Source organism: Enterobacter ludwigii (assembly GCF_001750725.1).
Classification (GTDB): Bacteria; Pseudomonadota; Gammaproteobacteria; order Enterobacterales; family Enterobacteriaceae; genus Enterobacter; species Enterobacter ludwigii.
Map to the genome: position 1 here is coordinate 3,736,086 of NZ_CP017279.1, position 25,564 is coordinate 3,761,649.

At 56.4% G+C, this 25,564-nt stretch carries 24 protein-coding genes; 3 read left to right on the top strand and 21 right to left on the bottom strand.

Annotated features, from left to right (window positions below; all coding sequences use genetic code 11):
- Nucleotides 1-37: 37 nt before the first annotated feature.
- Together BH714_RS17585 and BH714_RS17590 are read right to left on the bottom strand one after the other, a co-directional pair.
- Nucleotides 38-358 (bottom strand): hypothetical protein, encoded by a 321-nt coding sequence (locus BH714_RS17585; protein ID WP_040018552.1) that lies wholly within the window; start codon nucleotides 356-358, stop codon nucleotides 38-40.
- The gene (locus tag BH714_RS17590; RefSeq protein ID WP_014168475.1) at nucleotides 358-903 is read right to left on the bottom strand and encodes a YfaZ family outer membrane protein; all 546 of its coding nucleotides are present in this window, start codon (nucleotides 901-903) and stop codon (nucleotides 358-360) included. The genes BH714_RS17585 and BH714_RS17590 overlap by 1 nt, the downstream gene beginning before the upstream one ends.
- Nucleotides 904-1,315: 412 nt before the next feature.
- Between BH714_RS17590 and BH714_RS17595 the strand changes: the two genes are divergently transcribed.
- Nucleotides 1,316-2,674 (top strand): esterase-like activity of phytase family protein, encoded by a 1,359-nt coding sequence (locus BH714_RS17595; protein ID WP_040018554.1) that lies wholly within the window; start codon nucleotides 1,316-1,318, stop codon nucleotides 2,672-2,674.
- A 46-nt stretch (nucleotides 2,675-2,720) separates the two neighbouring features.
- On the opposite strand, the gene yjiA is transcribed toward BH714_RS17595, so the two are convergent.
- From yjiA to hpaG, 14 genes are all read right to left on the bottom strand, one after another.
- A complete protein-coding gene (yjiA, locus tag BH714_RS17600) occupies nucleotides 2,721-3,674 on the bottom strand; it encodes a GTPase (RefSeq protein ID WP_020885316.1) in 954 nt (317 codons plus the stop codon).
- A gap of 10 nt (nucleotides 3,675-3,684) precedes the next feature.
- Nucleotides 3,685-3,888, bottom strand: a complete 204-nt coding sequence (locus tag BH714_RS17605; protein WP_003856610.1) for a YbdD/YjiX family protein — start codon at nucleotides 3,886-3,888, stop codon at nucleotides 3,685-3,687.
- 96 nt (nucleotides 3,889-3,984) lie between these two features.
- Entirely contained in the window at nucleotides 3,985-6,138 is a 2,154-nt protein-coding gene (locus tag BH714_RS17610) for a carbon starvation CstA family protein (RefSeq protein ID WP_020885314.1), read from the bottom strand.
- Nucleotides 6,139-6,328: 190 nt separating this feature from the next.
- Nucleotides 6,329-7,246, bottom strand: a complete 918-nt coding sequence (locus BH714_RS17615) for a helix-turn-helix transcriptional regulator (protein ID WP_040018555.1) — start codon at nucleotides 7,244-7,246, stop codon at nucleotides 6,329-6,331.
- Between the two features lie 178 nt (nucleotides 7,247-7,424).
- On the bottom strand, nucleotides 7,425-7,934 hold the full coding sequence (locus BH714_RS17620; RefSeq protein WP_014168481.1) for a 4-hydroxyphenylacetate 3-monooxygenase reductase subunit: 510 nt from the start codon (nucleotides 7,932-7,934) through the stop codon (nucleotides 7,425-7,427).
- Between the two features lie 17 nt (nucleotides 7,935-7,951).
- Nucleotides 7,952-9,514, bottom strand: coding sequence for a 4-hydroxyphenylacetate 3-monooxygenase, oxygenase component (gene hpaB / locus BH714_RS17625; protein WP_014168483.1), 1,563 nt, complete (start codon nucleotides 9,512-9,514; stop codon nucleotides 7,952-7,954).
- A gap of 164 nt (nucleotides 9,515-9,678) precedes the next feature.
- Complete coding sequence (gene hpaA / locus BH714_RS17630; protein ID WP_014168485.1) at nucleotides 9,679-10,590, bottom strand: 4-hydroxyphenylacetate catabolism regulatory protein HpaA; 912 nt, start codon at nucleotides 10,588-10,590, stop codon at nucleotides 9,679-9,681.
- A 9-nt stretch (nucleotides 10,591-10,599) separates the two neighbouring features.
- On the bottom strand, nucleotides 10,600-11,952 hold the full coding sequence (hpaX, locus tag BH714_RS17635; protein ID WP_040018557.1) for a 4-hydroxyphenylacetate permease: 1,353 nt from the start codon (nucleotides 11,950-11,952) through the stop codon (nucleotides 10,600-10,602).
- A gap of 21 nt (nucleotides 11,953-11,973) precedes the next feature.
- Nucleotides 11,974-12,771 (bottom strand): 4-hydroxy-2-oxoheptanedioate aldolase, encoded by a 798-nt coding sequence (gene hpaI / locus BH714_RS17640; protein WP_040018558.1) that lies wholly within the window; start codon nucleotides 12,769-12,771, stop codon nucleotides 11,974-11,976.
- Between the two features lie 9 nt (nucleotides 12,772-12,780).
- On the bottom strand, nucleotides 12,781-13,584 hold the full coding sequence (gene hpaH, locus BH714_RS17645) for a 2-oxo-hept-4-ene-1,7-dioate hydratase (RefSeq protein WP_014168488.1): 804 nt from the start codon (nucleotides 13,582-13,584) through the stop codon (nucleotides 12,781-12,783).
- Between the two features lie 78 nt (nucleotides 13,585-13,662).
- Nucleotides 13,663-14,043, bottom strand: coding sequence for a 5-carboxymethyl-2-hydroxymuconate Delta-isomerase (locus BH714_RS17650; RefSeq protein WP_020885308.1), 381 nt, complete (start codon nucleotides 14,041-14,043; stop codon nucleotides 13,663-13,665).
- A 9-nt stretch (nucleotides 14,044-14,052) separates the two neighbouring features.
- Nucleotides 14,053-14,910 carry a 3,4-dihydroxyphenylacetate 2,3-dioxygenase gene (gene hpaD / locus BH714_RS17655; RefSeq protein ID WP_040018560.1) on the bottom strand — a complete coding sequence of 286 codons (858 nt, stop codon included), beginning with the start codon at nucleotides 14,908-14,910 and terminating at the stop codon, nucleotides 14,053-14,055.
- A gap of 2 nt (nucleotides 14,911-14,912) precedes the next feature.
- Nucleotides 14,913-16,379, bottom strand: a complete 1,467-nt coding sequence (gene hpaE / locus BH714_RS17660; protein ID WP_014168491.1) for a 5-carboxymethyl-2-hydroxymuconate semialdehyde dehydrogenase — start codon at nucleotides 16,377-16,379, stop codon at nucleotides 14,913-14,915.
- Complete coding sequence (gene hpaG / locus BH714_RS17665; protein ID WP_040018561.1) at nucleotides 16,376-17,653, bottom strand: 4-hydroxyphenylacetate degradation bifunctional isomerase/decarboxylase; 1,278 nt, start codon at nucleotides 17,651-17,653, stop codon at nucleotides 16,376-16,378. Before hpaG ends, hpaE begins: the two co-directional genes overlap by 4 nt.
- A gap of 269 nt (nucleotides 17,654-17,922) precedes the next feature.
- Between hpaG and hpaR the strand changes: the two genes are divergently transcribed.
- Complete coding sequence (gene hpaR, locus BH714_RS17670) at nucleotides 17,923-18,363, top strand: homoprotocatechuate degradation operon regulator HpaR (protein ID WP_014168494.1); 441 nt, start codon at nucleotides 17,923-17,925, stop codon at nucleotides 18,361-18,363.
- Between the two features lie 85 nt (nucleotides 18,364-18,448).
- Nucleotides 18,449-20,113 (top strand): methyl-accepting chemotaxis protein, encoded by a 1,665-nt coding sequence (gene tsr / locus BH714_RS17675; protein ID WP_032682055.1) that lies wholly within the window; start codon nucleotides 18,449-18,451, stop codon nucleotides 20,111-20,113.
- A 68-nt stretch (nucleotides 20,114-20,181) separates the two neighbouring features.
- On the opposite strand, the gene BH714_RS17680 is transcribed toward tsr, so the two are convergent.
- The 5 genes from BH714_RS17680 to opgB all read right to left on the bottom strand — a co-directional run bounded on the left by BH714_RS17680 (nucleotide 20,182) and on the right by opgB (nucleotide 25,296).
- Entirely contained in the window at nucleotides 20,182-20,688 is a 507-nt protein-coding gene (locus BH714_RS17680; protein ID WP_040018562.1) for a GNAT family N-acetyltransferase, read from the bottom strand.
- A 29-nt stretch (nucleotides 20,689-20,717) separates the two neighbouring features.
- Entirely contained in the window at nucleotides 20,718-21,191 is a 474-nt protein-coding gene (locus tag BH714_RS17685; protein WP_020885303.1) for a hypothetical protein, read from the bottom strand.
- 1 nt (nucleotide 21,192) lies between these two features.
- Entirely contained in the window at nucleotides 21,193-21,933 is a 741-nt protein-coding gene (locus tag BH714_RS17690) for a winged helix-turn-helix domain-containing protein (RefSeq protein WP_025205615.1), read from the bottom strand.
- A gap of 270 nt (nucleotides 21,934-22,203) precedes the next feature.
- Nucleotides 22,204-22,743, bottom strand: coding sequence for a helix-turn-helix transcriptional regulator (locus BH714_RS17695; RefSeq protein ID WP_040018564.1), 540 nt, complete (start codon nucleotides 22,741-22,743; stop codon nucleotides 22,204-22,206).
- Between the two features lie 261 nt (nucleotides 22,744-23,004).
- On the bottom strand, nucleotides 23,005-25,296 hold the full coding sequence (gene opgB / locus BH714_RS17700; RefSeq protein ID WP_014168500.1) for a phosphatidylglycerol--membrane-oligosaccharide glycerophosphotransferase: 2,292 nt from the start codon (nucleotides 25,294-25,296) through the stop codon (nucleotides 23,005-23,007).
- Between the last annotated feature and the right edge of the window lie 268 nt (nucleotides 25,297-25,564).

A 25,564-nucleotide genomic window follows, 5' to 3' on the forward strand; every position in this document is an offset into this window, starting at 1 on the left:
AATAAAAAACCTGCCATTCGGCAGGTTTTTTTTGGGGTTATTGCACTTCAATCTTGTCCCAGCCGCTTTTGAACATGCAGCTGTCGACTAAGGTATCCCGGCGATATTCATTCGCGTCTTCAACCGTGTAGCTCGTGGAAATATCCTTTTTCTTTTTCGATTTGTCCATTTTTTCCGAGCTCGAACCGGTCACAACATTGTCCGGGGGCAGATCAATCAGGGCCTGTGCTTCGCATTCCGTGAGCCTTTTATTCATCTCAGCGTCACTGACTCCCGGTTTCACCCATTTATACTGGACGCAACCGGTGAGCATAAGCGTGATGCTCAGAACGCAAAGCGCGGTAATGCGGTGTTTCATCAGAAGGTGACTCCACCGCCTACATATGCGCCGTCGATCAGCGTGTGGCCAGGACGACCGTCTTTGCCGTCAACGCTTACGTGACGATAACCCACTTTCAGCGTCACAGGCGTGATTGGCGTCCAGCTCACACCGCCGTTGGCTTCCACGTAGTTTTTCACGCTGTTGTTCAGACCTTCTGGTGCGGCATACCCTTCGCCAAACACGTGGATGCTGTCCGTCAGCGCAACGTTAATACCGCCACCGATAGGGAATGCCACGCCGTTATCGCCTTTTTTCGGGCCAAGGTAGATTGCTTTAGCACCGGCATTCAGCATCACCGGGCCCACTTCCAGGTTGTAACCGGCGCCAACGCCACCTGTTTGCGTGCCGTCGTCGGTGTTTTTGAGCCAGTTGCTTTCAAGGTACACGCCGGATGAGGATTTACCCATTTCCAGATTAAGGTTAGTAAAGTTTTTACCTTGCTCAATCGTGCCGCCCATAGCCAGTGCGGAACCCGACAGGACGGTCAGAGCAGAAAGAAGAAGAACATTCAGTTTTTTCATGTTTTATGCCTCGTCATTAATTTCATCTGAGGCCACCTTAACAAGCGATGTTTATGACTGCAAATGTGATTAAGGTCGTGTTTTTATGCTGTTTTTGTTAATGGCTGGCTTTTGAAATGTTGCTTTCATGTTTAGTTATCGCCGGGTCAATATGTATTACCTGGACGTTTAGGACAGGTTTAGTTTTTTGACTAAATAGACACTGAACGAGACAGAGGATAACCGTTTGACATGAATTAATTGGCTTTCTAATAATTTCCAGAAACATTTCAAATTTTACACTTCGTGGTTTAGTTTTACATTTCTGGCGGTTCACGCGCCTGCAATTGCCTGCCCGCGTATCTCTGCGGTGTCATTTTCCTGACACGTTTGTTCTTTACGTTGTTGGCTTCACTTTCTGGATACTAACAATATGAAAAGAAAAATTATTCCTGTGCTTATCGGTTGTGCGCTCTCTTTCTCTGGCCTGGCGGCGCAGCCCACGGCCGAGCACTATGTTGTCAGCTTCCCCGAAGGCACGCGCGTGAGCTACAGCGGCGCGTTTGCCGGTGCGTTCCCGAAGGGACTCCCGGTCGGGATTGGCTCTGGCCTGCTGTTTACCGGTAAACAGGGCGATACCCTGACGTTTGCGACCGTGACCGATCGCGGTCCGAATGCGGATTCGCCGAAAGTGGGGAAAGACGAAGCCAAAATCTTTGTCACGCCCGATTTCGCTCCGCTGCTGATGACGATTCGCGTACAAAATGGCAAAGCGGAGGCCGTCGATGCGCGCCCTCTGCATGACGATAAAGGCGCGATCAACGGTCTGCCGCTGCAAAGCGGCGTGATTGGCTCGACCAATGAAGTGGCGTTCAGTGACACGTTAAAGGTGCTGAAGGGCGACAATCGCGGGCTGGATACGGAAGGTATCACGCCGGACGGTAAAGGCGGTTACTGGCTGTGTGACGAATACGGTCCGTTCCTGATTAACGTCGACAGCAAAGGCAAGATCCTGGCGATTCACGGTCCGCAGGCGGCGGAAGGCGAGAAATCCATCGCGGGCGGCTTGCCGAATATTATTAAATGGCGTCAACCAAACCGGGGCTTTGAAGGCCTGACCCGTATGCCGGACGGGCGTATCATTGCCGCGGTGCAAAGCACGCTGGATATCGACGGCAAAAGCAAAAAACAGGCGCTGTTTACCCGCCTGGTGAGCTTCGACCCGGCGACCGGGAAAACCGCGATGTACGGTTATCCCATCGACAGCGAAGCCTACAGCAAAAACAGTGACGCCAAAATTGGCGATATTGTGGCGCTTGATAATCAGCACCTGCTGCTGATTGAGCAGGGCAGCGATAAAAACGATGGCATGCGCAACCTCATCTACAAGGTGGACCTCAGCAAGGCGAGCGATCTGACACGCTTCGATAAGCCGGGCGAATACCCGGAGTTTGATGACGAGAAGACGCTGGCCCAGCGCGGCATTACGCTGGCGGCTAAAACCCAGGTCGTGGATTTGCGCGCGCTTGGCTGGCAGCAGGAAAAGGCCGAAGGGTTAGCGCTGATTGACAACAACACGCTGGCGGTCGCGAACGATAACGACTTTGGCGTGAAGGTGGCGATGGAAAATCCGGTCGAGGGCAAGAAGCTCAAGGATTATCGGGTGAATTCGCAAGGTGCGCTCACGATTGATGATAAACCGGTTGCGACTACCCTCGCCGTGAAGCCGCTGGCGAAGCCGGCGTCAGAAAGCGAACTGTGGATTGTGACGCTGCCCGACGCGCTGAAATAATCTCACAGCCCTCTCCTCAACTGCGGAGAGGGCTGCGCTCGTACGGTTATTTGCGCAGTGCTGCAAACGCTGTCCGGATCTCGTCTTCCGGCAGCTGTAGCCCAATAAACACCATGACGCTTCGCGGTGTTTCATCTCCCCACGGTCTGTCCCAGTCCGCGCTGTACAGACGCTGTACGCCCTGGAACAGCAGGCGGTTCGGTTCGCCATCAATCCACAGCATCCCTTTGTAGCGCAGCAGCCTGTCGGCAAAAGAGAGCAGCAGGTTTTCCATGACGCGGGAGACGTCGCTGATATCCACCGGGTAATCCAGCTCGACCACAATCGACGAGACGTCGTTTTGCTTATCTGCCATAAAGTGGAAGCGCGGCGTTGAGGTGACATGCTCTTCCAGCATAAAGCCGTTGGTGTTGAACAGCTGCGAGAGGTCGATATCACCGTGCGTCGCGATGTAAATCGGCGCCCGCGAGTTGATACGCGTCAGGCGCTCGCGCAGTTTTTCGCTGTCGCCCGCCACGTCGGTTTTGGTCAGCAGGATGCGATCGGCGTAGCCCACCTGCGACTGGGCGAGGGTGAACTGGTTCATCTGTTCGTCGGCATGAACCGCGTCGACCAGCGCAATGACGCCGTCCAGCAGGTAGCGCTGGCAGAGGATCTCATGGGCGAAAAAGGTCTGAATAATCGGGCCGGGGTCGGCCATACCGGTGCATTCAATCACCAGGCGATCAAAATCGATTTCACCGCGATCGCGGCTGTCGAGCAGATCCAGCAGGGCATCTTCTAATTCATTCGAGCGGGTGCAGCAGATGCAGCCGTTAGTCAGGGTTTTGATCTGCGTGGCGCGATCGCCAATCAGCTGATCGTCGACCGAGACTTCGCCGAATTCGTTTTCGATCACGGCGATTTTGAAGCCGTGCTGCGCGTTCAGAATGTGGCGCAGCAGGGTGGTTTTACCGGCGCCAAGGAAACCGGTCAGCAGGGTGACGGCAATCGGGGTCATGGTCTCTCCTTTAGCAGCAGCGTACGCCGCCTTCTCCACTCCCGCCGTAGCGCGCTTCCTGACGCTCGCGGAAGAATTCGGTATAGGTCATGTACGGTTTATCCGGATGGTTGGTCTTCATATGCTCAACGTAGTTGTCATAGTCCGGAATGCCAATCAGCATTTTCGCCGCCTGACCGAGGTATTTTTTCGCTTCGCCTAAGTTACCAAACATTGTGCCTTCCAGATAGAAAAAGCCCGGCAGGGGCTGCCGGGCGTAGTTTCCCTTCACCCTAACCCTCTCCCGGAGGGAGAGGGATGCGAGGGCGGATTAGTGGTGTGAAGAGGTCTTCACGCCGCCTTCCGGTACCGGGACATACGGGGTTTCTTTATCCGTACGACCCTCGGCGTTACGCACGTTCAGCCAGGTTTTGATGCCGTAGAAGATGATGCTGTACACCACCACCAGGAACAGAATGCTCAGACCTGCGTTGGTGTAGTTGTTCACCACGATATGGTTCATGTTGGCAATCTGCTGGGCAGTGAGGTCCGCGCCGCCTGCGGCAATTTTCTCTTTGTACTGGTTAGCCATGAAGAAGAAGCCTTCCAGCTGCGGATTGGCGCTGAACAGTTTCAGACCAAGCGCCCAGGTGGTGCAAAGCAGCAGCCACAGCGCAGGGATCACGGTGACCCAGATGTATTTGGTGCGTTTCATCTTCACCAGTACAACGGTGCCAAGAACCAGGGCGACAGCGGCCAGCATCTGGTTAGAGATACCGAACAGCGGCCACAGGCTCTTCACGCCGCCCAGCGGGTCGACAACGCCCTGATACAGCAGGTAACCCCACAGACCCACGCAGCCCGCGGTTCCCAGAATACCCGCCACCAGAGAGTCGGTTTTCTTCAGGAACGGCACGAAGTTACCCAGCAGGTCCTGCAGCATAAAGCGTCCCGCACGGGTACCGGCGTCCAGCGCGGTGAGGATGAACAACGCTTCAAAGAGAATACCGAAGTGGTACCAGAAGCCCATGTCCGCCCACGGCAGCACTTTGTGGAACACGTGTGCGATACCCACTGCCAGCGTCGGTGCGCCACCGGCGCGGTTCAGGACTGACGGTTCGCCAATGTCTTTCGCGGTCTGCATGATCTGCTCAGGCGAAATCACGAAGCCCCAGGAGCTGACGGTTGCGGCAGCATGTGCGCTCGCATCTTTCAGCTGCGCCATGATCAGCGCCGCGTTATCACCGCCCATCTCATGCAGGTTTGGCATGGTAATGCCCAGGCCTGCCGGAGGGGTGTTCATCGCGAAGTAGAGACCCGGTTCGATGATGGACGCGGCAACCAGCGCCATGATCGCCACGAAAGACTCCATCAGCATTGCGCCGTAGCCAATCAGACGCGCGTCTTTTTCGTTAGCCAGCAGCTTCGGTGTGGTACCGGAAGCAATCAGGGCGTGGAAGCCAGAGACCGCACCGCAGGCAATGGTGATAAACAGGAACGGGAACAGCGCACCTTTCCACAGAGGACCGGTACCGTCGATGTACTGGGTCACTGCCGGCATTTTCAGATCCGGGTTAATCACCAGGATGCCGATTGCCAGACCGACGATAACGCCGATTTTCAGGAAGGTCGCCAGGTAGTCACGCGGTGCCAGGATCAGCCAGACCGGCAGCAGAGCGGAGACAAACGCATACCCAATCAGCGCGAAGGTGATGGTGGTGTCCTTGAAGGTCAGCGCCGGGCCCCAGTACGGGTCGTGCGCAATCACGCCACCGAAGTAGATGGATGCAACCAGCAGCACAATACCAATCACCGACACTTCACCCACGCGACCCGGGCGGATAAAGCGCATGTAGATACCCATGAACAGCGCAATCGGCACGGTAGAGCAGACGGTGAAGACCCCCCACGGACTTTCGGCCAGCGCTTTCACCACGATTAACGCCAGCACCGCGAGGATGATGATCATAATCAGGAAGCAGCCGAACAGTGCGATGGTCCCCGGCACGCGGCCCATCTCCTCTTTGACCATCTCACCCAGAGAGGCGCCGTTACGGCGAGAAGAGATAAACAGCACCATAAAGTCCTGCACCGCCCCGGCCAGCACTACGCCCGCGAGCAGCCACAGGGTACCAGGCAGGTAGCCCATCTGCGCGGCCAGAACCGGGCCGACCAGCGGACCCGCACCGGCGATAGCGGCAAAGTGGTGACCAAACAACACGTAGCGGTTGGTGGGCACGTAGTTGAGGCCGTCATTATTAATGACCGCCGGAGTGGCACGCGTCGGGTCGAGTTTCATGACCTTCTGCGCGATGTATAAGCTGTAGTAGCGATAAGCAACAAGATAGACGGAGACAGACGCAACGACGATCCACAGGGCGCTTACGTGTTCGCCCCGGCGTAGTGCGACAACCGCCAGACAAAAAGCGCCGAGGATCCCGAGTAACGCCCAGGGCACGTGCTTCAGTAGTTTTTTCGTATCCATAGTAAGACCTGGTTTTTTATGTAATGAAAAAGGGTCAGGGTTCGTTATGAGGAGGTATTGATTAATGCTGGAGCGATCGTGCCAGAACCACGCGCGTGTAAAGACAGGTAAATGAATGAGCGGTTGAAAGGACCAGGTGAGCGGTCAAAGAGGGCGGCGAGTGGTTCCGTCTCGCCGCCGCCGGGAGAAATTATGTGATTGAGATCACGTGGTTATCTGCTGTGCGCTCTACCGCCAGATAATTTTCCAGCGTTTTAAGCAGCTTCTCTTTTAGCCAGTTGGGCTCCAGAATTTGAATGTTCGGCAGCCAGTAGAACAGCAGCGGCAGGATCTGGTTCTCGTGTGCCGCCTGACAGCGCAGCGTGACGCCGTTGTACTGCTCACCGACAAGCTCTTGTTCCGGCAGCAGGTCGCGGCGCATAAAGTAATGTGAAATAGTATCTTTAATGAATATTTTCACTTCGAAAGTGTCTTCCGACACCCACGGATCGCGGCTTTTTTCCAGCAGCCCGAGCGCATTTTCTTCCGGCGTGAAGGTTTTTTGTTGAATATCAAACCAGCTAATCTGACTCAACGAGAAGGATTTTAGCCGGCTATTCTCGGTGGCTTGTAAATACCATATATTTTTATTGTTAATGAGTTTATAGGGATTAATCAGGCGGGTTTTACCCTTATAAACGATCTGGCATACATTACGATTCTTAATCGATTTCTCGATTTTCGATAAATAGCGACGAATATCACGTTCTACCGTGTGCTCTGCTTCGTTGCCAAGAATAAGAATATGATTTTCGTCAACGCGTGTTTCAAGTTTCTGCCAGAATTCCGTATTTCTTTCCGGGAAAAAGCTATCGGCATTCAGGAAGTTAGCAATCGTGTGATGTAATCCTTGTCCACCGGGAGATTGTGCGGAGTGGATCAGACGATACAGTCCGTTACCGGTATGTTCCACAATAGGTGAAAGCGCATTTAAATCCCGGTAGACGGTGCGCTCGGTAATTTTAAATTTTTCCATGAGCGCACTGCGGTTTACCACACCATTTAAATGTAACTCAACCAGAATATCGACCAGACGTTCAGCCGAGCGGCTCCGCGTCGATTTAGCCATAAGGTCTTCCTGTATATTAGGGTATGCGCTGAATGATGCGGGTAGCACTGACATGTATTGTCAGTATTCAGACACAGAAAATTTCTCTTATGGCTATATAACGGCGTGATTAAGCGGAAACCTTAGGAATTTTTGTGGAAATTGGCGCTGGCCGGGAAACGGCCAGCGCAGGAGGGGGTCACACTGCGGCTTCAGTCTCCATCATGACGGGGTGGAAACGGCGTTTAAAATAGATCAGGCCGTGTCCCGCTTCGCTCAGAATGATGTTTTTAATTTCAACGAGATAAACCAGATGGGTGCCGATGGTTTGCACCTGGCTAATCTCGCCTTCAAGGCTTGCCAGCGCGCCCTTCAGCACCGGTTGCCCCTGCGGACCTTTCTGCCAGCAGGAGAGGGCAAAGCGATCGTCCATTGCCATGCCGGTCATCCCGGCGAAGTGGCGGGCCATGATCTCCTGCTCATGGTTCAGCACGTTGACGCACAGCTTACCGTTACCCTGGAAAACCGGGTTCATGGCGCTGTTGGCATTGATGCAGACCATCAACGATGGCGGGGTGTCCGTGACCGAACAGACGGCGGTGGCGGTAATGCCGCAGCGTCCTGCATCGCCCTCGGTGGTGACAACATTAACCGCCGCCGACAGGCTGGCCATCGCATCGCGAAAACGCAGGCGTTGTTCTGTATGCATTGAAACCTCCCGCTGCGTTATTTCAGCAGCTTATCCAGCATGTTGATATCGGAATTATTGTGCAGGTGCGGCACCGTCCAGCCATGCTGGTCGTACTCGGACATGCAGCGGTCGACCATTGCCATCATTTTGTCCATGTTGCCAGAGCTCTGTGCCTGACGCAGACACTGCAGACGGATTTCGTCCTGGCTGCCGGAGTAGTTGATCTCATACAGCTCGTGACGACCACCAAACTCGCTGCCGATGGCATCCCACATCAGTTTCAAAATCTTAATGCGTTCCACGTGATCCATGCCGTTGGAGCCGCGCACGTATTTCGCCAGATACTGGTCGATCTGCGGATTGTTCAGGTCTCGCGCGCTGGACGGCAGATAGATCAGGCCGCTGGTGACGTTACGCTCGATGATGTTCTTGATCTTCGCATAGGCCATCGGGGCCATGACGCGGTAGGTCTGCAGCGCCGCGTGATCCGGCAGATACGCACCATTCACCCACGGTGTGGCTTCAGAACACATGGAGTCGCTCAGCGCCCAGAACATGTTGCGCCAGGCCACCACTTCCCCGAGATCCGCCTGCACGCCGCGGAACTCCAGGGTGCCGGTACACTCCAGCGATTTCTTCAGCAGCGCGGTAATGAAATCGAGCTTCACCGCCAGACGTACGCAGGCCTGCAGCGGGTACATGCGGGCAAAACCGCCTTCCATGGTCCAGCGACGGCAGCGATCGAAATCGCGGTAGATCAGCACGTTTTCCCAGGGGATCAGCACATGATCCATCACCAGGATCGCGTCGTTTTCGTCGAAACGGCTGGAGAGCGGGTAGTCGTACGGAGAGCCGGTCGCGCCTGCCACCATTTCGTAAGAGGCGCGAGAGATCAGCTTCACGCCTTCGGCGTCCATTGGCGCAACGAACATCAGCGCGAAGTCCGGGTTTTCGCCCATCACCTGCGCGGAGCCAAAACCGATCATGTTGTAGTGAGTCAGCGCCGAGTTGGTTGCCACCACTTTTGCGCCGCTAACGATGATCCCGGCGTCGGTCTCTTTTTCCAGCTTGATGTAGACGTCTTTTACTTCGTCCGCCGGTTTGTGACGGTCGATGGGGGGGTTAACGATGGCGTGGTTGAAGTAAAGCCCGGTTTCCTGAATACGGGTGTACCAGTTGCGGGCGTTCTGTTCGAACTGGCCGTAGAACGCCGGATTGGCACCGAGCGCGCAGCCAAACGCCGCCTTGTAGTCCGGGGTGCGGCCCATCCAGCCGTAGCTCAGGCGCGACCACTCGGCGATGGCGTCACGCTGTTGACGCAGGTCGTCGGCGCTTTTCGCCACGCGGAAAAACTTATGGGTATAGCCGCCGCTGCCGGTATCGGTGCCCCAGCACAGCGTGTCCTGCATGTCAGGCTTGTGCAGCGCATCGTACATCTGCGCGATGGAGGCTGCCGCATTGCGAAACGCCGGATGAGTGGTCACGTCTTTGACGCGCTCGCCGTAGATATAAATCTCACGGCCATCCTGCAGGCTTTTTAAATACTCTTCACCGGTTAACGGACGTTTGGCATCAGCGCGGAAATCTTCAGGCTTCATAGGGACCTCGTATCGGAACAGTGATGTTAAATTTATGTTTTGTTTTTGTTGTTTAATTGAAGCCTGAGCGGGGGGGAACGTGAAGGGACGATTGGGACAACGGCTGGTACTTTTCGCATATGATCGCAGAGTGTGATTTCCCTCACCCTGAACCCGGGCGAGGGTCAGGGCTGGGGTGGGGTAACAGACGACACCGGCACTTTTTGCGCCCGATACGCGCTCGGCGAACACCCCACTAACCGATTAAAAAACCGGGCAAAATAGGCCGGGTCTTTAAACCCCAGCTGCCAGGCGATTTCGCTGACCGCGCTGTCGGAGAAGAGCAGCATCCGCCTCGCTTCACGCAGCTGACGGTCAAAAATCAGCCGCTTCGGCGGGCGGTTGGCGAAGCGCCGGCAGATATCGGTCAGACGCGATTCGGTCAGGTGCAGCTCGCTGGCATATTCCGGCACCGTCCAGTGCTCATGAAAATGGACGTCAATCAACTGGGTAAAGCGCTGGAACAGTTTCAGCTCGCCGCGCATGCCGCTGGCGGCGTGATCGTCGAGCTTCGCGTTGCGCAGCAGCAGGGTGAACACCGCCTGGGCTAACAGAACCAGCGTGTGTTCGCGCCCGGGCAGTTGTTCCGTAGATTCCCGGGCAATCAGCGGCCAGTAGTGCTTCAGTGCCGCCAGTTCGTCCGGCTTATCGGCCAGCGAGAGGCAGATCCCCGGCAGGCCAAAGGCTTCCCGCGTGCCGGGGTAGAGCACTTCCAGCAGCGGCCAGATCAGATCCTCGCGCACCGTCAGAACGTGCCCGTCGCTGTCGGATTCGGTAATAAACGCGTGCGGCACCGACGGGGGCGTGAGCACAAATAGCGGAGCCTGCACCGAGTAGCGGTGATCGTCGAGCTGCAGTTCGATCTGTCCGGTATCCAGAAAGTGCATCTGAAAATACTGGTCGTGACGGTGAGCCTGCATGTCGCGGCCAAAAAAGGCCGCCATGCGGGCGAACGACTGATAGTGAACATCATCCGTTCCCAGACTTTCGTCGTACTCTTTGCTGATGTCGATATTCGCGATCGGGTTCTGGCACATAGCCGCTCCTTACGGGATTTTCTGCGCCGCCATACCTGGCTCGTGCTCAAGGCTCTCCCGCTGCGTCATCGGGATACGTGTCAGCACCAGCGCGCCGACCACCAGCAAGCCGGCAACAAACCACAACCCGGAGCTGAAGCTGCCGGTGCTGTCACGCAGAATGCCGATCAACAGCGGGCTGACGGCGGATCCGACGTTACCGATGGCATTGATCACCGCCAGTGCGACCGCCCGCGACTGCAGGCTAATAACCCGATCCGGCGTGGTCCAGAAGATCGCCATGGCGGTAAACGATCCGGTTGAGGCCATGATGATGCCAAGCAGCTGGATCAGGCTGTGGTGGGTCGCCGAGGCCAGCAGCCATCCTGCCGCCGCAAAGAGATACGGCAGAATGGTGTGCTTTTTTCGCTCTTTCAGCCTGTCGGAGCGGCGGCTCCACCAGATCATCCCGAGGATGGTGCAAAACTGCGGGATCGCCGCCAGCAGGCCAATCACAATGTTGCTGCTGCCGGTGTTGAAGCTCTGCAGGATCTGCGGCGTCCAGATATTTATCGCGCTCAGGGTGTTCGTGAGGCAGAAATAGGCCAGGGTATAGAGCAGCACGGCCGGGGTAAACACTTCGCGCAGCGTCGAACGCGGCGTGACGGGACGGGCGATGGCCGACTCCTGCTCGCGGGCGATCATTGTTTTAAGCGCCTGCTTTTCGTCGTCATCCAGCCAGCTGGCCTGATCCGGCGTGTCGTTCAGGTAGAACCACGTCACAACGCCGAGCACCACGGACGGTAGCCCCTCCAGCAGGAACAGCCATTGCCAGCCTTTCAGGTTCCACAGCCCGTCCATGGCCAGAATATAACCGGAGAGGATCGAGCCGAGCATCATGGTCACCGGCATGGCGATCATAAACAACGCATTGGCGCGGGCGCGGTGGTAAGCAGGGAACCACCAGGTGAGATAGACGAGGATCCCCGGCAGGAATCCAGCCTCGGCAATGCCCACCAGCATGCGCAGCACATAGAGCATGTGCGGGCTGGTGGCGAACATGGTGCAGGTGGAAGCGATGCCCCACACCACCATGATCCCGGCGATCCAGCGCCGGGCGCCGACCTTCGCCAGCATGATGTTGCTGGGGATCCCACATATCACGTAGGTGACGTAAAACAGGGTGGCGGCCAGGCCAAACATGGTCGAGGTGAGGCCCAGATCTTTGCCCATCGTCAGCCCGGCAAAGCCGATGTTAATGCGGTCAAGAAACGAGAAGACAAACAGGATAAAGAGAAACACGATCAAACGACGAAACAGCTTCTGAATAACGCGGTGTTCTACAGCTTTATTATCATGGGTTTGCAGGGTAGAGGTCGTCATGTTGCGCTCCACATCGTACGTTTAGTAGACGGATTTATTGTTATTTACTGACGTAACCGGGATATCGATAAAACGTGCCGCCAGCGCCTCGGCGCTGCGTGCAAGCAGGGTGGTGTCGACCCCGACGGCGACAAACAGCGCGCCAAGCTCGAGGTAGCGTTTTGCCAGCGGCTCGTTAGCCATCAGGATGCCGGGCGCTTTGCCTGCCGCACGGATCTGCGCAATGGCCTTCTCGATGGCGGCCTGGACTTCCGGGTGTTGCGGATTTCCGGCAAAGCCCATGTCGGCGCTCAAATCCGCCGGGCCAATAAACACCCCGTCCACGCCTTCCACGTCGAGGATGTGCGGCAGATTTTTCAGCGCCTCGCGCGTTTCAATCTGCACCAGCACGCACATGGCATCGTTAGCGCGCTGCAGGTAATCAGGCGTGCGGTTCCAGCGCGAGGCGCGAGCCAGCGCGCTGCCCACGCCGCGGATCCCCGCCGGTGGATAACGCGTGGCGCGCACCGCCAGCCGGGCTTCATCGGCGTTTTGTACCATCGGCACCAGCAGGGTTTGCGCCCCGACGTCCAGCAGCTGTTTGATCTGGACCGGATCGTTCCACGACGGGCGTACCACCGGCTGGCTGGCGTAAGGCGCGATCGCCTGCAGCTGGGTCAGGACGGTTTGCACGTTATTGGGCGCGTGCTCTGCGTCGATCAGCAGCCAGTCGAAACCCGCACCGGCCAGCAGCTCGGCGCTGTAACTGCTGGTCAGCCCCAGCCAGAGGCCGATTTGCGGTTTTCCGGCGCTGAGCGCCGCTTTGAAACTGTTTTCCATGGTGGTCTCCTAAACAAAACGGCAGCTGATGGAGCCCATCTTGCCGTAGTCCACGTGGAAGGTATCGCCCTTGCTGGCCGGCACCGGGCGGGTAAACGAACCGCCGAGGATGATTTGGCCAGGCTCCAGCTGAACGTCGTACGGCGCGAGTTTATTGGCAAGCCATGCCACACCGTTGGCCGGGTGGTTGAGCACGCCCGCGGCGACCCCGGTCTCTTCAATGACGCCGTTGCGGTAGAGCAGGGCGGAGATCCAGCGCAGATCCAGCTCGTCGGGCTTAATCGGGCGACCGCCAAGGATCACACCTGCGTTGGCGGCGTTATCGGAGATGGTGTCGAACACCTTGCGCGGACGCTGGGTCTCGGGATCGATGTTGTGGCAGCGGGCGTCGATCAGCTCCAGCGCGGGGATGACGTAATCCGTGGCGTTGTAGACGTCGAACAGGGTGCAGTTTGGGCCGCGCAGGGGTTTTGCCAGCACGAAGGCCAGCTCCACTTCGATGCGCGGGACGATAAAGCGGTCGGCAGGGATATCACTGCCGTCGTGGAAGAACATGTCGTCGAGCAGAGCACCGTAGTCCGGCTCGCTAATCTGCGAGCTGGCCTGCATCGCTTTGGAGGTGAGGCCAATCTTGTGGCCTTTCAGCACGCGACCTTCGGCGATTTTCAGGCTCACCCATTCGCGCTGTACGGCGTAGGCGTCATCAAGGGTGATCGTCGGGTAGTCGAGCGAGATCTGGCGGATCTGCTCCCGGGACTGCTCCGCCTGATGCAGACGATGGGCGATCAGGGTATGGGTGTGTTTATCGAGCATGGCGATTTCCTGTTGTTGCCGGGTGGCGTGCTGCTCACCCGGCTTGCGTTCAAAGCCGTTGTCGGCCCGGTAAGGGCGCTACTTAAACAAAGCGTGCACGTTGTTCTGCTTGTAATTGAGCGTCGGGTGCAGCTCGTCTATTTCAAAAGAGAGCGCCAGATAGCGCGATGCCATCAGGTCGGCGAAGTGGGTTTTAATCAGCTCAAACAGTGCCTTTCCCACCGCCTCCCGGCTCTCCAGACTGCGCCCGGCGCCAATCTTCAGCGTCATATGCACAAAGGCGTAATCATGCTTACCGTCGGCCATCTGCCAGGTGTCCAGCCAGTGCGCGCGGCTACGGATACCGCCGAGTGGGAAGATTCCCGTGGCGGCAAGCGCGTCGTTCACTTTGGCGAACAGTGCTGGCAGGTCCGCCTGCTCGCGGATGTTGTCAGTGCATTCAGCAATAAAGTGCGGCATGGTGGCTCCTTACGCGGACGCGGGCAGGGGGAAAACGGCGTTAACCTGGCCGGTGCCGGAGCTGGGGAACAGCTCGGTGAGGAACTCCACCTTGCCGTCGTATGTGTCCCAGCCGAGCATCCCCAGCAGCATCACCGTGTCGTGCATATTGCCCTCGCCGTAGCAGTAGTGGGCATACTCCGGCAGCATGCTGCAGAACTCCCTGAACTTGCCTTCACGCCACAGCTTCACCACGCGTTCGTCCATCTGACGGTCGAACTCGCGGGTGTAGCTGTTCATTCCCTCTTCGGCGCGCTGGTCGTCGATAAAACGGTGCGACAGCGAACCGCTGGCGAGCACCGCCACGGTGCCGTCGTATTTCTGAATCGCGCTGACGATGGCCTCGCCCAGCCTGCGGCTGTCGGCGAAGTCATGGACGGTGCAGAATGCGGCGATAGAGATCACTTTGAAGTGCTTATCGCTGTTCATGTAGCGCATTGGCACCAGCGTGCCGTACTCCAGCTTGAGGCTCGGGATGTTGTGCGCTTTGGCACGTACGCCGAGTTTCACCGCTTCGTCGGCGATAAGCTGGCCGAGCACCGGGTTACCGTCGTAGTCGTAGGTCATGTCGCGGATAAAATGCGGCAGCTCGTTGCTGGTGTAGATGCCGGAGAAATGATCCGCACAGTTGATGTGGTAGGCGCTGTTCACCAGCCAGTGGGTATCGAACACAATAATGGTGTCGACGCCCAGCTCCCGACAGCGCTTGCTGATTTCTTTGTGTCCGTCGATGGCGGACTGGCGGCAGCCGTGGTTTTTTCCCGGCAGTTCAGAGAGGTACATTGACGGAACGTGGGTAATTTTTGCCGCTAACGCTAACTTGCCCATACTCAGATCCCCCATTTTGGAATCGGATGGTCGCCCATGGAGATGCAGACGTTTTTCATTTCAGCGAACACCTCGAAGCTGTATTCGCCCCCTTCGCGCCCGGTACCGGAAGCCTTCACGCCGCCAAACGGCTGACGCAGATCGCGCACGTTCTGGGTGTTTACAAACACCATTCCGGCTTCGATATTGCGCGCCAGGCGCAGCACTTTGCTGACGTCCTGGGTCCAGATGTATGACGCCAGGCCGTACTCTACGTCGTTAGCCAGACGCAGCCCTTCGGCTTCGTCCTTAAACGGCAGCAGGCAGGCAACCGGCCCGAAGATCTCTTCCTGGGCCACGCGCATCCGGTTGTCGACGTCTGCCAGCACGGTCGGGCGCAGGAAGTTGCCGTTTTTCAGGTGAGCAGGGAGATCGGTGGGTTTGTCAGGGCCGCCCGCCAGCAGGGTCGCACCCTCTTCAATGCCAAGACGGATATAGCCGGAGACTTTTTCCCAGTGCTGCTGGCTGATCAGCGCGCCAACCTGAGTGTTCGGATCGGTCGGGTCACCCACGCGCAGACGGTTCGCGCGCTCGGCAAAGCGCCTGACGAATTCCGGGTAGATGCTCTGCTGAATGAAAATACGTGAGCCAGCGGTGCAACGCTCGCCGTTGATGGAGAAGATGGTGAACAGGGCGGCATCCAGCGCGCGTTCGATATCCGCATCTTCAAAAATCAGCACCGGGGATTTCCCTCCCAGCTCCATGGAGTATTTCTTCAGTCCGGCGTTTTTCATGATGTTGCGCCCGGTGGCGGTGCCGCCGGTAAAGGAGACGGCGCGCACGTCGTGGTGACGTACCAGCGCATCGCCCGCCGTTGCGCCATAGCCCTGCACCACGTTCAGCACGCCCGCCGGAATACCGGCCTCCAGCGCCAGCTCGCCCAGACGGTCGGCGGTCAGCGGGGAGAGTTCAGACATCTTCAGCACCGCGGTGTTGCCCAGCGCCAGGCACGGCGCAACCTTCCAGGTGGCGGTCATAAACGGCACGTTCCACGGCGACACCAGCGCGCAGACCCCCACCGGCTGCACCAGGGTGTAGTTGAGCATCTTGTCGTCGACCGGGTAGGTTTTACCGTTCATCTGCTGGCACACTTCGGCGAAGAACGCGAAGTTGTGCGACGCGCGTGGTATAAGCACGTTTTTGGTCTGGTGGATCGGCAGGCCGGTGTCGGCGGTCTCGAGGGCCGCAATCTCCGGAACGTGTTGATCGATAAGATCCCCGAGGCGACGCATCAGGCGTGCGCGCTCTTTCATCGGCAGGTTAGCCCACGTCGGGAATGCCTCTTTGGCCGCCGCCACGGCCTGATGAATTTCAGCCTCACCGCCGGACGCGACCTCCGCCAGCACCTCTCCGGTGGCCGGGTTAGTGGTGTGGAAGTAATCACTTCCTGCGACGTTTTTACCGTTAATCCAATGGTTTATTTTTTTCATTTTGCAGTCTCCTCACTGACAATGCGGTTCACCAGGCGGCCCACGCCCTCTACTTCCACGACCACTTCGTCGCCTGGCTGTACGTCAGACAGACCCTTTGGCGTGCCGGTGGCAATCATGTCGCCGGGCTGCAGGGTCATAAACTCGCTGAGATAGGCAATCAGGAACGGGATGCTGAAGATCAGATCGGCAGTGGTCCCTTGCTGGCGCAATTCACCGTTCACGAAGGTGCGCAGGGTTAAGTTATGCGGGTCGGGAATGGCCTCTTTCGGCACGATATGCGGGCTGAGGGGGGTTAACCCGTCGCGGCTTTTCACCCGCAGGTTCGGGCGGTAGTAGTTTTCCAGGTAGTCACGGATGGCGTAATCGTTGCAGACGGTATAGCCCGCGACATAGTCCATCGCCTCGCGCTCACTGACCTTGTGCGCCGTTTTGCCGATGACCACCACCAGCTCCGCCTCGTAGTGCATGTACTCAATGTTGTTCGGGCGGACAGAGGTCTGGTTATCGCCGGTCACGGTGTTGGGGGCTTTGATAAACACCAGCGGTTCCGTTGGCGGCGTAAATGCCAGCTCGCTGGCGTGATCGGCGTAGTTCAGACCAAGCGCGAACAGCGTGGCGTGCGGATGTGGGCCTTGCGCATGGGCGACCTCGCGTTCATCAACCACCGGGTTTTCCAGGGACGGGAAGCCTTTCGCCAGAATGCGTACGCGATCGCCCGGCTGCAGCGGGACGCGCGAGTGTGGGGTGCCGAGCAGAATGGCATCGCCCGGACTGAGGGTGGCGAACTCGCTCAGGGCGCTCAGCAGTTCGGCGGCATTGCGCTGCAGGTCAGCGGTGTTCCAGTGGTCCGCTTCCCGGCCGTTAATTTCAGTGACGATGGTCAGGTTATCAACGTGGTCGACGGCGGCCAGCTCTCCCAGCGGACAAAAGCCGTCGCGGCATTTGGCCTTGATGGCAGGGCGATAAAAACTCTCTTCCGGCAGGCTCACCTCGTTGGCAAGCGCGTAACCGGCGATGTACTCCGCCGCCTCGTCCACGGGAACGTTACGCGCCGTTTTGCCCACAACCAGCGCAACCGTGGCACCGCTTAACACGGTTTCTCCCTGCGGGAAGGGAATGGGGTCGCCCGTGCGGATCACGGTGTTATGCGGTTTGATAAACCACACGGCGGTTTTTGGTGGCGTGTGGTAGGGGGCTTTTTCAAACGCGTCGCGCCAGGCATCGCGCTGGCTCTGGTGGTTCAGCGCTACGGCAAAAACAGTACCTTTCATTCACTTACTCCTCAGGCCGGACGTCCGGCCTGTGATTTCATTAATATGTTAATGATCTGGTTGTATGCCTTTGCTGTTCATTTCGCAACCAGAAGTGAATAATTTGTGATATGAATAACAATAAATTTACATAAAGAGATTAAAGGCTATATTTATCATTGCGTTAAAAAATAAGGCTTGTTTCTGTTAGACTTTTTGTCGTAAAACGCGTTGTTTGTAAAACCAGCAGAACTGAATTGTTCATGTGTTAATGATTACCGGGAGAGGCTATGCATGATTCATTAACTATCGCCCTGTTACAGGCGCGGGAAGCGGCGATGTCTTACTTCCGCCCGATTGTGAAACGGCATAACCTGACCGAGCAGCAGTGGCGCATCGTGCGCGTACTGGCCGAACATCCGTCGATGGATTTTCACGATCTGGCGTTTCGCACCTGTATCTTGCGTCCCAGTCTGACGGGCATTCTGACGCGCATGGAGCGTGACGGTCTGGTGCTGCGCCTTAAGCCCGTAAACGATCAGCGAAAGTTGTATGTGTCGCTGACCAAAGAGGGGAACAGGCTATACGAGCGTGCCCAGGCGCAGGTGGAAGAGGCGTATCAGCAAATCGAGGCCGAATATACGCCGGCGAAGATGCAACAGCTGACAGCGCTGCTGGAAGAGTTTATTGAACTGGGGAACCGGCATATCACAGCGCGCGAAGAAGAGTAAAAACCACAAATTTAAGGATGATTTTCGTAAAGTTTTCCCTTTCCAGGCCGAAAATCCTGTTATCTGTCTGATGGAAAGCGAAAACATGTTAAACCGTATCAAGATTGTCACCAGCTTAATGCTGGTATTAGCGATATTTGGCCTTTTACAACTCACATCCGGTGGTCTTTTCTTCAATGCCCTCAAGCATGACAAAGAGAATTTCACCGTCCTGCAAACCATTCGCCAGCAACAGTCCACGCTGAACGCCAGCTGGGTTGCCCTGCTGCAAACCCGTAATACCCTGAACCGTGCGGGTATTCGCTACATGATGGATCAGAGCAATATCGGCAGCGGCGCGACCGTGAACGATCTGATGCAAATTGCGGCGGCTTCCCTGAAACAGGCAGAAAAAAACTGGGCTGAATACGAAGCCCTGCCACGCGATCCGCGTCAAAACGACGCCGACGCGACGGAGATCAAACGTAACTACGATATCTACCACGGTGCACTGGCGGAGCTGATCCAGCTGCTGGGCGCGGGCAAAATCAACGCCTTCTTCGATCAACCTACCCAGAGCTATCAGGATGGTTTTGAGAAGCAGTACGTGAACTATCTGCAGCAGAACGACAAGCTGTATCAGATGGCGGTGGAAAACAGCAATAGCTCCTACAGCCAGGCAATCTGGGTGCTGATTAGCGTACTGATTGCGGTGCTGGTGGTGATCGTGGCCGTGTGGCTGGGTATCAAGCAGGCGCTGATTTCGCCACTTACCCGTCTTATCGACAACATTCGTCATATCGCCAGCGGCGATCTGGTGAAGCGCATCGAGGTGCAGGGCGCTAACGAGATGGGTGAACTGGCCGACTCGCTGCGTCATATGCAGGGCGAGCTGGTCCGTACCGTTGGTGATGTGCGTAACGGTGCTAATGCCATCTACAGCGGCGCGAGCGAAATCGCGATGGGTAACAACGATCTCTCTTCCCGTACGGAACAGCAGGCCGCATCCCTGGAAGAGACCGCTGCCAGCATGGAGCAGCTGACGGCGACCGTTAAGCAGAACGCCGAGAACGCCCGTCAGGCGAGCAACCTGGCGCTGAGCGCATCTGAAACCGCGCAGAAGGGCGGTAAAGTGGTGGATAACGTGGTGCAAACCATGCGTGACATCGCGGGCAGTTCGCAGAAAATTGCCGACATTATCAGCGTGATCGACGGCATCGCGTTCCAGACCAACATCCTGGCACTGAACGCCGCGGTAGAAGCGGCACGTGCGGGCGAGCAGGGCCGCGGATTTGCCGTTGTTGCGGGTGAAGTCCGTAACCTGGCACAGCGCAGCGCCCAGGCAGCACGTGAGATCAAGAGCCTGATTGAAGACTCTGTTGGCCGCGTGGAAGTCGGGTCTACCCTGGTAGAAAGCGCCGGCGAAACCATGGGTGAAATCGTTAATGCGGTAACCCGCGTGACGGACATCATGGGCGAAATCGCCTCTGCGTCTGATGAGCAGAGCCGCGGTATCGATCAGGTGGGTCTGGCGGTGGCTGAGATGGATCGCGTGACCCAGCAGAACGCCTCGCTGGTGGAAGAGTCTGCCGCGGCGGCAGCGGCACTGGAAGAGCAGGCGAGCCGTCTGACTCAGGCCGTGGCCGTGTTCCGCATTCAGCAGGAGCAGATGAAAGCCCGCGAGCAGGCCTCAGCGAAAACCGCTGCAGCCCCTATGATGGCGCGTAAAGCCGCGACCACCGATGCGGGCGAAAACTGGGAAACGTTTTAATCCTGCCACAGTGCCGGGGGGCGGCTACGCCTGACCCGGCCTGTAATGGGGCGTTTTGCAGGCCGATATCAAAGAGGCAGGCGCATGGCACAGCGGGAGTCATACGCGAAACCGTGCGCCGCTTCTTCCTCTCTTTTCTGACGCAGTTCAGGCGTTAGCATCGTCACCGTTTCAAACCCGAGTCGCGCATAAAACGGCGCATTCCACGGCACCTCGCAAAAGGTGGTCAGCGTCAGCGATGTCAGCCCCAGCGTGCGGGCATGGTCTGCGACGCAGGCGATAAGTCGCCGACCTATTCCTCTTCCCTGCCACTCCCGATGAACCGAGAGTTCGACAATAAACAGCGATGACGGATGGGCTTCTGCAAGGATAAACCCGACGGGCAGGTCGTTTGCCAGCGCCAGCCAGCTTAACCCGCGTTTCGCGTAATCAAGATGATGTTCCGCGCAAATGACGTCGCCGTCTGCAAGCCAGGCCAGTTCGGGGACGTCCCGAAAACATTCGCCTGCCGCGCGCTCGATGGCGGGCAGGGCAGCAACATCTTTGGGCGTCGTCGGTCGAAAGAGAATGTTCATGGCGGAAAGTATACTCCGACCAGCCGCGCCTATTCTGAACAAATCAGGACCGGCGCATAGAAATTGCTGATCACCAGCGCGTCTTCCGGCGTGCGTTCAATCTTCAGAAGTCTTTTGTTCCCCGGCGTCAGGCCGGCGACGTACTTTTCAAAGACCCCCGGTGGCAGGGTGTCATGGCTAAAGCGCGCCACGCTTTGTATGAATATTTCATAGAGTGAACCCTCAACGTGCCGCCACGTAAACATCTCCTGGCGGGAAACATCCCAGTGATGTGGCTCGTTAACCACGTCGCCGTTAAGCGTAAGGTACCCTGTGTTGTCGGGCTGAAAGCGCAGCGTAACCTCCCCTTCAAAGGAGAAATCATGATCGTCATGTCGGGCTGAAAATGTCAGGTTTCCTGCACAGGTTCCGGACAGCGGAGGCGTGTAGACGTACCACGCCAGCGTCACGCCAATCAGCAACAGATTGAGCGCCAGAATAAGCCACACTTTTTTTTGTTTCATATCACCACTCGTAAAAGTAAAGCGTTCGGCAGGCGCTGGCTTTACCGTCCGTGAGAGAACACTGGGAAAGGACCAGACGCCCTTCGTGGCCATAGAAAAGTGTTCTCTGGATGTGCATATAGAAAATAGAGTTTTTCAGGCAGGGCAGATTACCTTCGCGCTGAAGCGTCTGCGCCAGCGCCATGGCCTTAGTGTGAAACACATCTGCCAGCGGGGCAAAGGTGTAGACCGGACAGGTGCCAATGTGGGTGAGCAGATGAGTGTCACTGTACTGGTGCGCCTGTTTCGTCAAACAGGCGCCGATGCACAGCGCCACGACCATCAGCGTGAGTACACCGCAGAATAGCCATTCTGGCTGAATGCGTCGTGAGGCCGGGACCGCCTCCTCGACGGGAAAATCGTCCTCCAGGGGCGTTACCGCGATATCAGCACTGAGCATAAAGCCCGTTTTCGGTACGGTGACGATAAACAGGGTGTCGGGCAGCAGGCTCGACAGCATTTTGCGCACAATACTGATGTATTGATTTAACGAATTGTTGGACCCCTGGAGCCCACGTTGATCCCAGACATCACTCAGAAAGGTGTCACGTTCGACGACGTTGCCGTGATGCTGAACCAGCAGCTTCATGATGGCGTTGGCGGTACAGGTGAGGATTTGTCTGTCCAGATCGGGTGCATTGATAAGAGAAACAGAACCGTCTTCGTCGTTATAGACGATGGCGTCAGCAAGCAGGTATTTCATAAGTTATTGTAATACAGAAAAAATAACAAAAAAGAAGATAAGGCTGTGCCTTGTCGGACATAACACGCTGGCTATTTTAGCGTCATTGTTACCGATAACATTGATCCAGACAAGATTTAAGGCAATTTACTCGTGCAGTCGGATTACCACGTCATCCCAACGTGGCGGGAAGGGCATAGCGAGACAGCAGCGCCAGCATCAACAGCCAGAGAATGAGACAGGGAAGATGACGCCGCATGATCTTATTTCCCGACGTGATTAGCCGTGCAGTTACAAACACGATGCCGGGTAGTCGAGCAGGAAGAGTTTGCGATGGAATTCCGCCAGGTTCTGGCAGTGAAATTTGTTCATCGCGTTACGCTTGTGGGTGTAGATCGTTTTCGGGGATTTATTCAGGATCTGCGCGATGCGAACCGGGCTGAACCCGTTGCGGAACAGCATGCAAACCCGAAGCTCCTGGCAGGTGAGCGTGGCGTTTTTTACGCTTGCGAACGGCGTGTTCTGAAAACAGCGGCTGAGCTGCGCGAGTGACAGGTTTCCCGCCACCACGTGGACACGCTCACCCCCCAGAATGATTTTAATATCGTTGACGCGGGACGCATCGGTGAATACCAGCCACCCTTTTTTGACGCGGATATTCAACATCAGTTGCCGCAGGGGCAGGATCCCCTCAGGGCTCACGTCGTTAATCCAGAAAATTTCAGGGCAGGGGTCCACACTCTGCGAGATGAACGTCTTCAGGCCCAGCCACAAGAAGGCATTGCCGCTTAAAACGATGACCTTATAGTCGGCATTCAGTGTCTGCGGCATCAGGGTTTTTTCCCCTGGTAGCGCTGGTCGTACTCCGCTGCGCTGTGCCAGGGTGGATTCGAACGTATTGCCGGTTAGCATGATAAAAAGTGGGTAACTCTCTCAGGGTGTAAGAAGTTACACATTCTGGGATATGATTTCTTTCTGGTGAATTTATAAATAGAAATGAGAGATATATGGTGTCTCTGTCTTATTTTTAATGGTTTTATAGGATTATATATTTACATAAAGCACCCGACAGAACGCCGGGCGCAGAAGGGATCAGCTCTCTTTACTGACAATTTTAATCTCTACCATCCCGATGCCGAGCTCGCGCGGTGAATGGCCAAGAATATTTCCCTCATTCGTCGGCTGCGGGTCCGGCGGAACAATCACCAGCGTATTGCTGCGGGAAGGATTATCAAAATGCAGCGTGGTGGTGGTGACGTCATTTCCCAGCGTCAGCGTTTGCTCTTTATCGCCCACACGCACCGGGATGGGACGGTTCGCGTTTGGACCATAGGCCCGGGCGGTGATCACCAGGTCGAATTTTTCCGGCAGAGGATGTGCGTACTCAATCTTCACTTCACTGCCCAGCTGCGCATTAGACCAGCGCCCCCAGGATTCCGGACGCGAGATGCCGCTGAACTGTTTGACCTCTTCCGGTGCCCCGGCCACGTTGAAGATAAAGCTGTCTGCTTTATAGCGAATATCGTTATCCACGATTTTCAGCATGTCGACATTTCGCTGATAGCGCGCGGTATCGATGACCGTATCGTTGAATGCGGTTTTGCCTTTCCATTGCGCTTTATCGACATGCTGCACGGTTTGCTCCCCGCCAAGCTGTCCCTGAGAAACGCACCAGTCGGTTGAGAGAGCCAGTGGCTGGGACCAGAGCTGGCCCATTTTGTAGCACCTGTCGACCCAGACAAAATTATCGCGAGGGGCGAAGTCGGCCAGCTGGAAACGCAGCGGCGCAGAGTATTCGCTTTCCGGCAGCGGTTCGACGCGCGTATCCGACACGCGCAGCAGCAGCGGCAGACGGAAATGGCTGCCGGAGAAGGCGATGGTGTTTTTATCCTGATCGATGGTGAAGTCTTTCATCTCTTTCGGGAAGTTCCACAGGCGGATGATGTCCGGCTTCCACGCGAGGATTTTCTCCTTCATGTTGAGGAACACTTCCGACAGTGACTGCCCCGAGAGCGTACTGCGGCCAAGGCCAATAAAGTTATCACCGCCCAGAATATCCAGCACGGTTGCGCCGTTATCCATGGAGTTGCGTTTGGTGGCGATCACGTCCTGCTGTGGTTGGTCGCCGCGCAGAATGAAGAACAGATTGCTGCGATCCTGTTTGCTGAGCTGATCCCAGGCGCTGTTTTTCATCGCCAGATGGTCAGATGAGACGACGATGACCGTGTTTTTAAAATACGGCGAGGCTTTGATTTTCTCGACCAGAGCGGCGATATGCTCCTGGCTGCAGGTTACCGCGCTGAACGACGTGTTGTTTTTGCCGTCAATCTCATAGCGTTTGCGCTTACAGGTGCGCGAGACAAACCCGTCCGGATGGTGGGTATCTACCGTCAGGGCAAAGAGGGAGAAACGCTTGCCGGCGCGGGACAGTTCCTCGAACTTTTTCCAGGTTTCGTCCAGTACCGTGTCGTCGTAAAAGCCCCAGTCGTTGCGGTAATGCGGGTCGGCAACGGTCGTTTTTAACTCTTCTGAGCCATACAGATGGTCAAAACCGTGGGATTTCAGGAACACATCTTTTCCGGCAAAGCGCAGGTTGGCCCCCTGCACGAAGTAGTTTTCGTAGCCGGAGTTTTTCAGGATATCGCCGAGGCAAACGTTCTGCGGGAAGAAGCTCGACATTGAGGCCGAGGCATTACCCTCAAAGGGGGCGAAGAGCGGGATACCGCACTGCGAGGCAACCATCCCGGCGATGGTGTAATCCGTACCGGGCAGCTGCGCGGTGTGGCTGAAATCAAGGCTTTCGTTTTTCAGCGCGCCCAGCTCCGGCGTCAGGTTCGGAAAAGCATTGTTATCAAACCAGGTGCGTTCCAGACTCTCGCCGTAGATATACACCAGGTTAAGCTTCGGGTTGGCTATTTTTTTGGACGGCTCTTTATACCAGGCCATGAAATCCGGGTCGCCGTCGCGCGACTGTGACTTTACCAGCTCGGTTATCTGATGAAATGCCGGGCTGGCATCCACGGACGCCAGCGCCAGACAGAGTGCCAGCAGGCTATAGCCGCCATGATGCGGAAGATGTCGACGGCGGCGCAGCACCCAGGCCAGGGCGCCAAAAATAATCACCAGCGCCGCAATCAGCCCAAGCCCGGGAAGAATGTATTTACCCACGCCCGCGCCCGTCAGGCTATTCGTCAGCGTGTAGAGCACCGCATCATTAATGCCGTCACCGGTAAAGTAATCGCTGGCGTATAAGGTAATGTTTAAAATAATAAAAATGCCGAGCACCACCAGCGTGGCGATAAACCACCAGGTGTTACGGCCCGCTTTGCAGGCGTAAACGCCGACAGAGGCCAGAAAAAGGACAAGGGACATTAACTCTGACAACAGTCTATCCTCATGACGCCAGGCGCTTAGCTGGCTAACTGATTATTTTTTGGGTTATACAATGTAATTGCGTTGTCGTGTAGCTGCAATTTTAGTGTCACGAAAGTGTGCTGTTGTTAGGATTTGGTTTAGAAAATCGTTTTTTTGAAGGGGGTCGCATCCTGACATACGGACGCTCAGACGGTGGCAGGCAGGAAAAAGACGGCTTTAACGCCGCGTTAAAAGAGTAACGTCTTAAACGCGGCGTGTAATGGCAATACAGGCGGGG

Excerpts from the sequence above, each read along its gene's own strand:
- BH714_RS17585 (WP_040018552.1), bottom strand. The coding sequence starts at position 358 with ATGAAACACCGCATTACCGCGCTTTGCGTTCTGAGCATCACGCTTATG.
- BH714_RS17590 (WP_014168475.1), bottom strand. The coding sequence starts at position 903 with ATGAAAAAACTGAATGTTCTTCTTCTTTCTGCTCTGACCGTCCTGTCG.
- BH714_RS17595 (WP_040018554.1), top strand. The coding sequence starts at position 1,316 with ATGAAAAGAAAAATTATTCCTGTGCTTATCGGTTGTGCGCTCTCTTTC.
- yjiA (WP_020885316.1), bottom strand. The coding sequence starts at position 3,674 with ATGACCCCGATTGCCGTCACCCTGCTGACCGGTTTCCTTGGCGCCGGT.
- BH714_RS17605 (WP_003856610.1), bottom strand. The coding sequence starts at position 3,888 with ATGTTTGGTAACTTAGGCGAAGCGAAAAAATACCTCGGTCAGGCGGCG.
- BH714_RS17610 (WP_020885314.1), bottom strand. The coding sequence starts at position 6,138 with ATGGATACGAAAAAACTACTGAAGCACGTGCCCTGGGCGTTACTCGGG.
- BH714_RS17615 (WP_040018555.1), bottom strand. The coding sequence starts at position 7,246 with ATGGCTAAATCGACGCGGAGCCGCTCGGCTGAACGTCTGGTCGATATT.
- BH714_RS17620 (WP_014168481.1), bottom strand. The coding sequence starts at position 7,934 with ATGCATACAGAACAACGCCTGCGTTTTCGCGATGCGATGGCCAGCCTG.
- hpaB (WP_014168483.1), bottom strand. The coding sequence starts at position 9,514 with ATGAAGCCTGAAGATTTCCGCGCTGATGCCAAACGTCCGTTAACCGGT.
- hpaA (WP_014168485.1), bottom strand. The coding sequence starts at position 10,590 with ATGTGCCAGAACCCGATCGCGAATATCGACATCAGCAAAGAGTACGAC.
- hpaX (WP_040018557.1), bottom strand. The coding sequence starts at position 11,952 with ATGACGACCTCTACCCTGCAAACCCATGATAATAAAGCTGTAGAACAC.
- hpaI (WP_040018558.1), bottom strand. The coding sequence starts at position 12,771 with ATGGAAAACAGTTTCAAAGCGGCGCTCAGCGCCGGAAAACCGCAAATC.
- hpaH (WP_014168488.1), bottom strand. The coding sequence starts at position 13,584 with ATGCTCGATAAACACACCCATACCCTGATCGCCCATCGTCTGCATCAG.
- BH714_RS17650 (WP_020885308.1), bottom strand. The coding sequence starts at position 14,043 with ATGCCGCACTTTATTGCTGAATGCACTGACAACATCCGCGAGCAGGCG.
- hpaD (WP_040018560.1), bottom strand. The coding sequence starts at position 14,910 with ATGGGCAAGTTAGCGTTAGCGGCAAAAATTACCCACGTTCCGTCAATG.
- hpaE (WP_014168491.1), bottom strand. The coding sequence starts at position 16,379 with ATGAAAAAAATAAACCATTGGATTAACGGTAAAAACGTCGCAGGAAGT.
- hpaG (WP_040018561.1), bottom strand. The coding sequence starts at position 17,653 with ATGAAAGGTACTGTTTTTGCCGTAGCGCTGAACCACCAGAGCCAGCGC.
- hpaR (WP_014168494.1), top strand. The coding sequence starts at position 17,923 with ATGCATGATTCATTAACTATCGCCCTGTTACAGGCGCGGGAAGCGGCG.
- tsr (WP_032682055.1), top strand. The coding sequence starts at position 18,449 with ATGTTAAACCGTATCAAGATTGTCACCAGCTTAATGCTGGTATTAGCG.
- BH714_RS17680 (WP_040018562.1), bottom strand. The coding sequence starts at position 20,688 with ATGAACATTCTCTTTCGACCGACGACGCCCAAAGATGTTGCTGCCCTG.
- BH714_RS17685 (WP_020885303.1), bottom strand. The coding sequence starts at position 21,191 with ATGAAACAAAAAAAAGTGTGGCTTATTCTGGCGCTCAATCTGTTGCTG.
- BH714_RS17690 (WP_025205615.1), bottom strand. The coding sequence starts at position 21,933 with ATGAAATACCTGCTTGCTGACGCCATCGTCTATAACGACGAAGACGGT.
- BH714_RS17695 (WP_040018564.1), bottom strand. The coding sequence starts at position 22,743 with ATGCCGCAGACACTGAATGCCGACTATAAGGTCATCGTTTTAAGCGGC.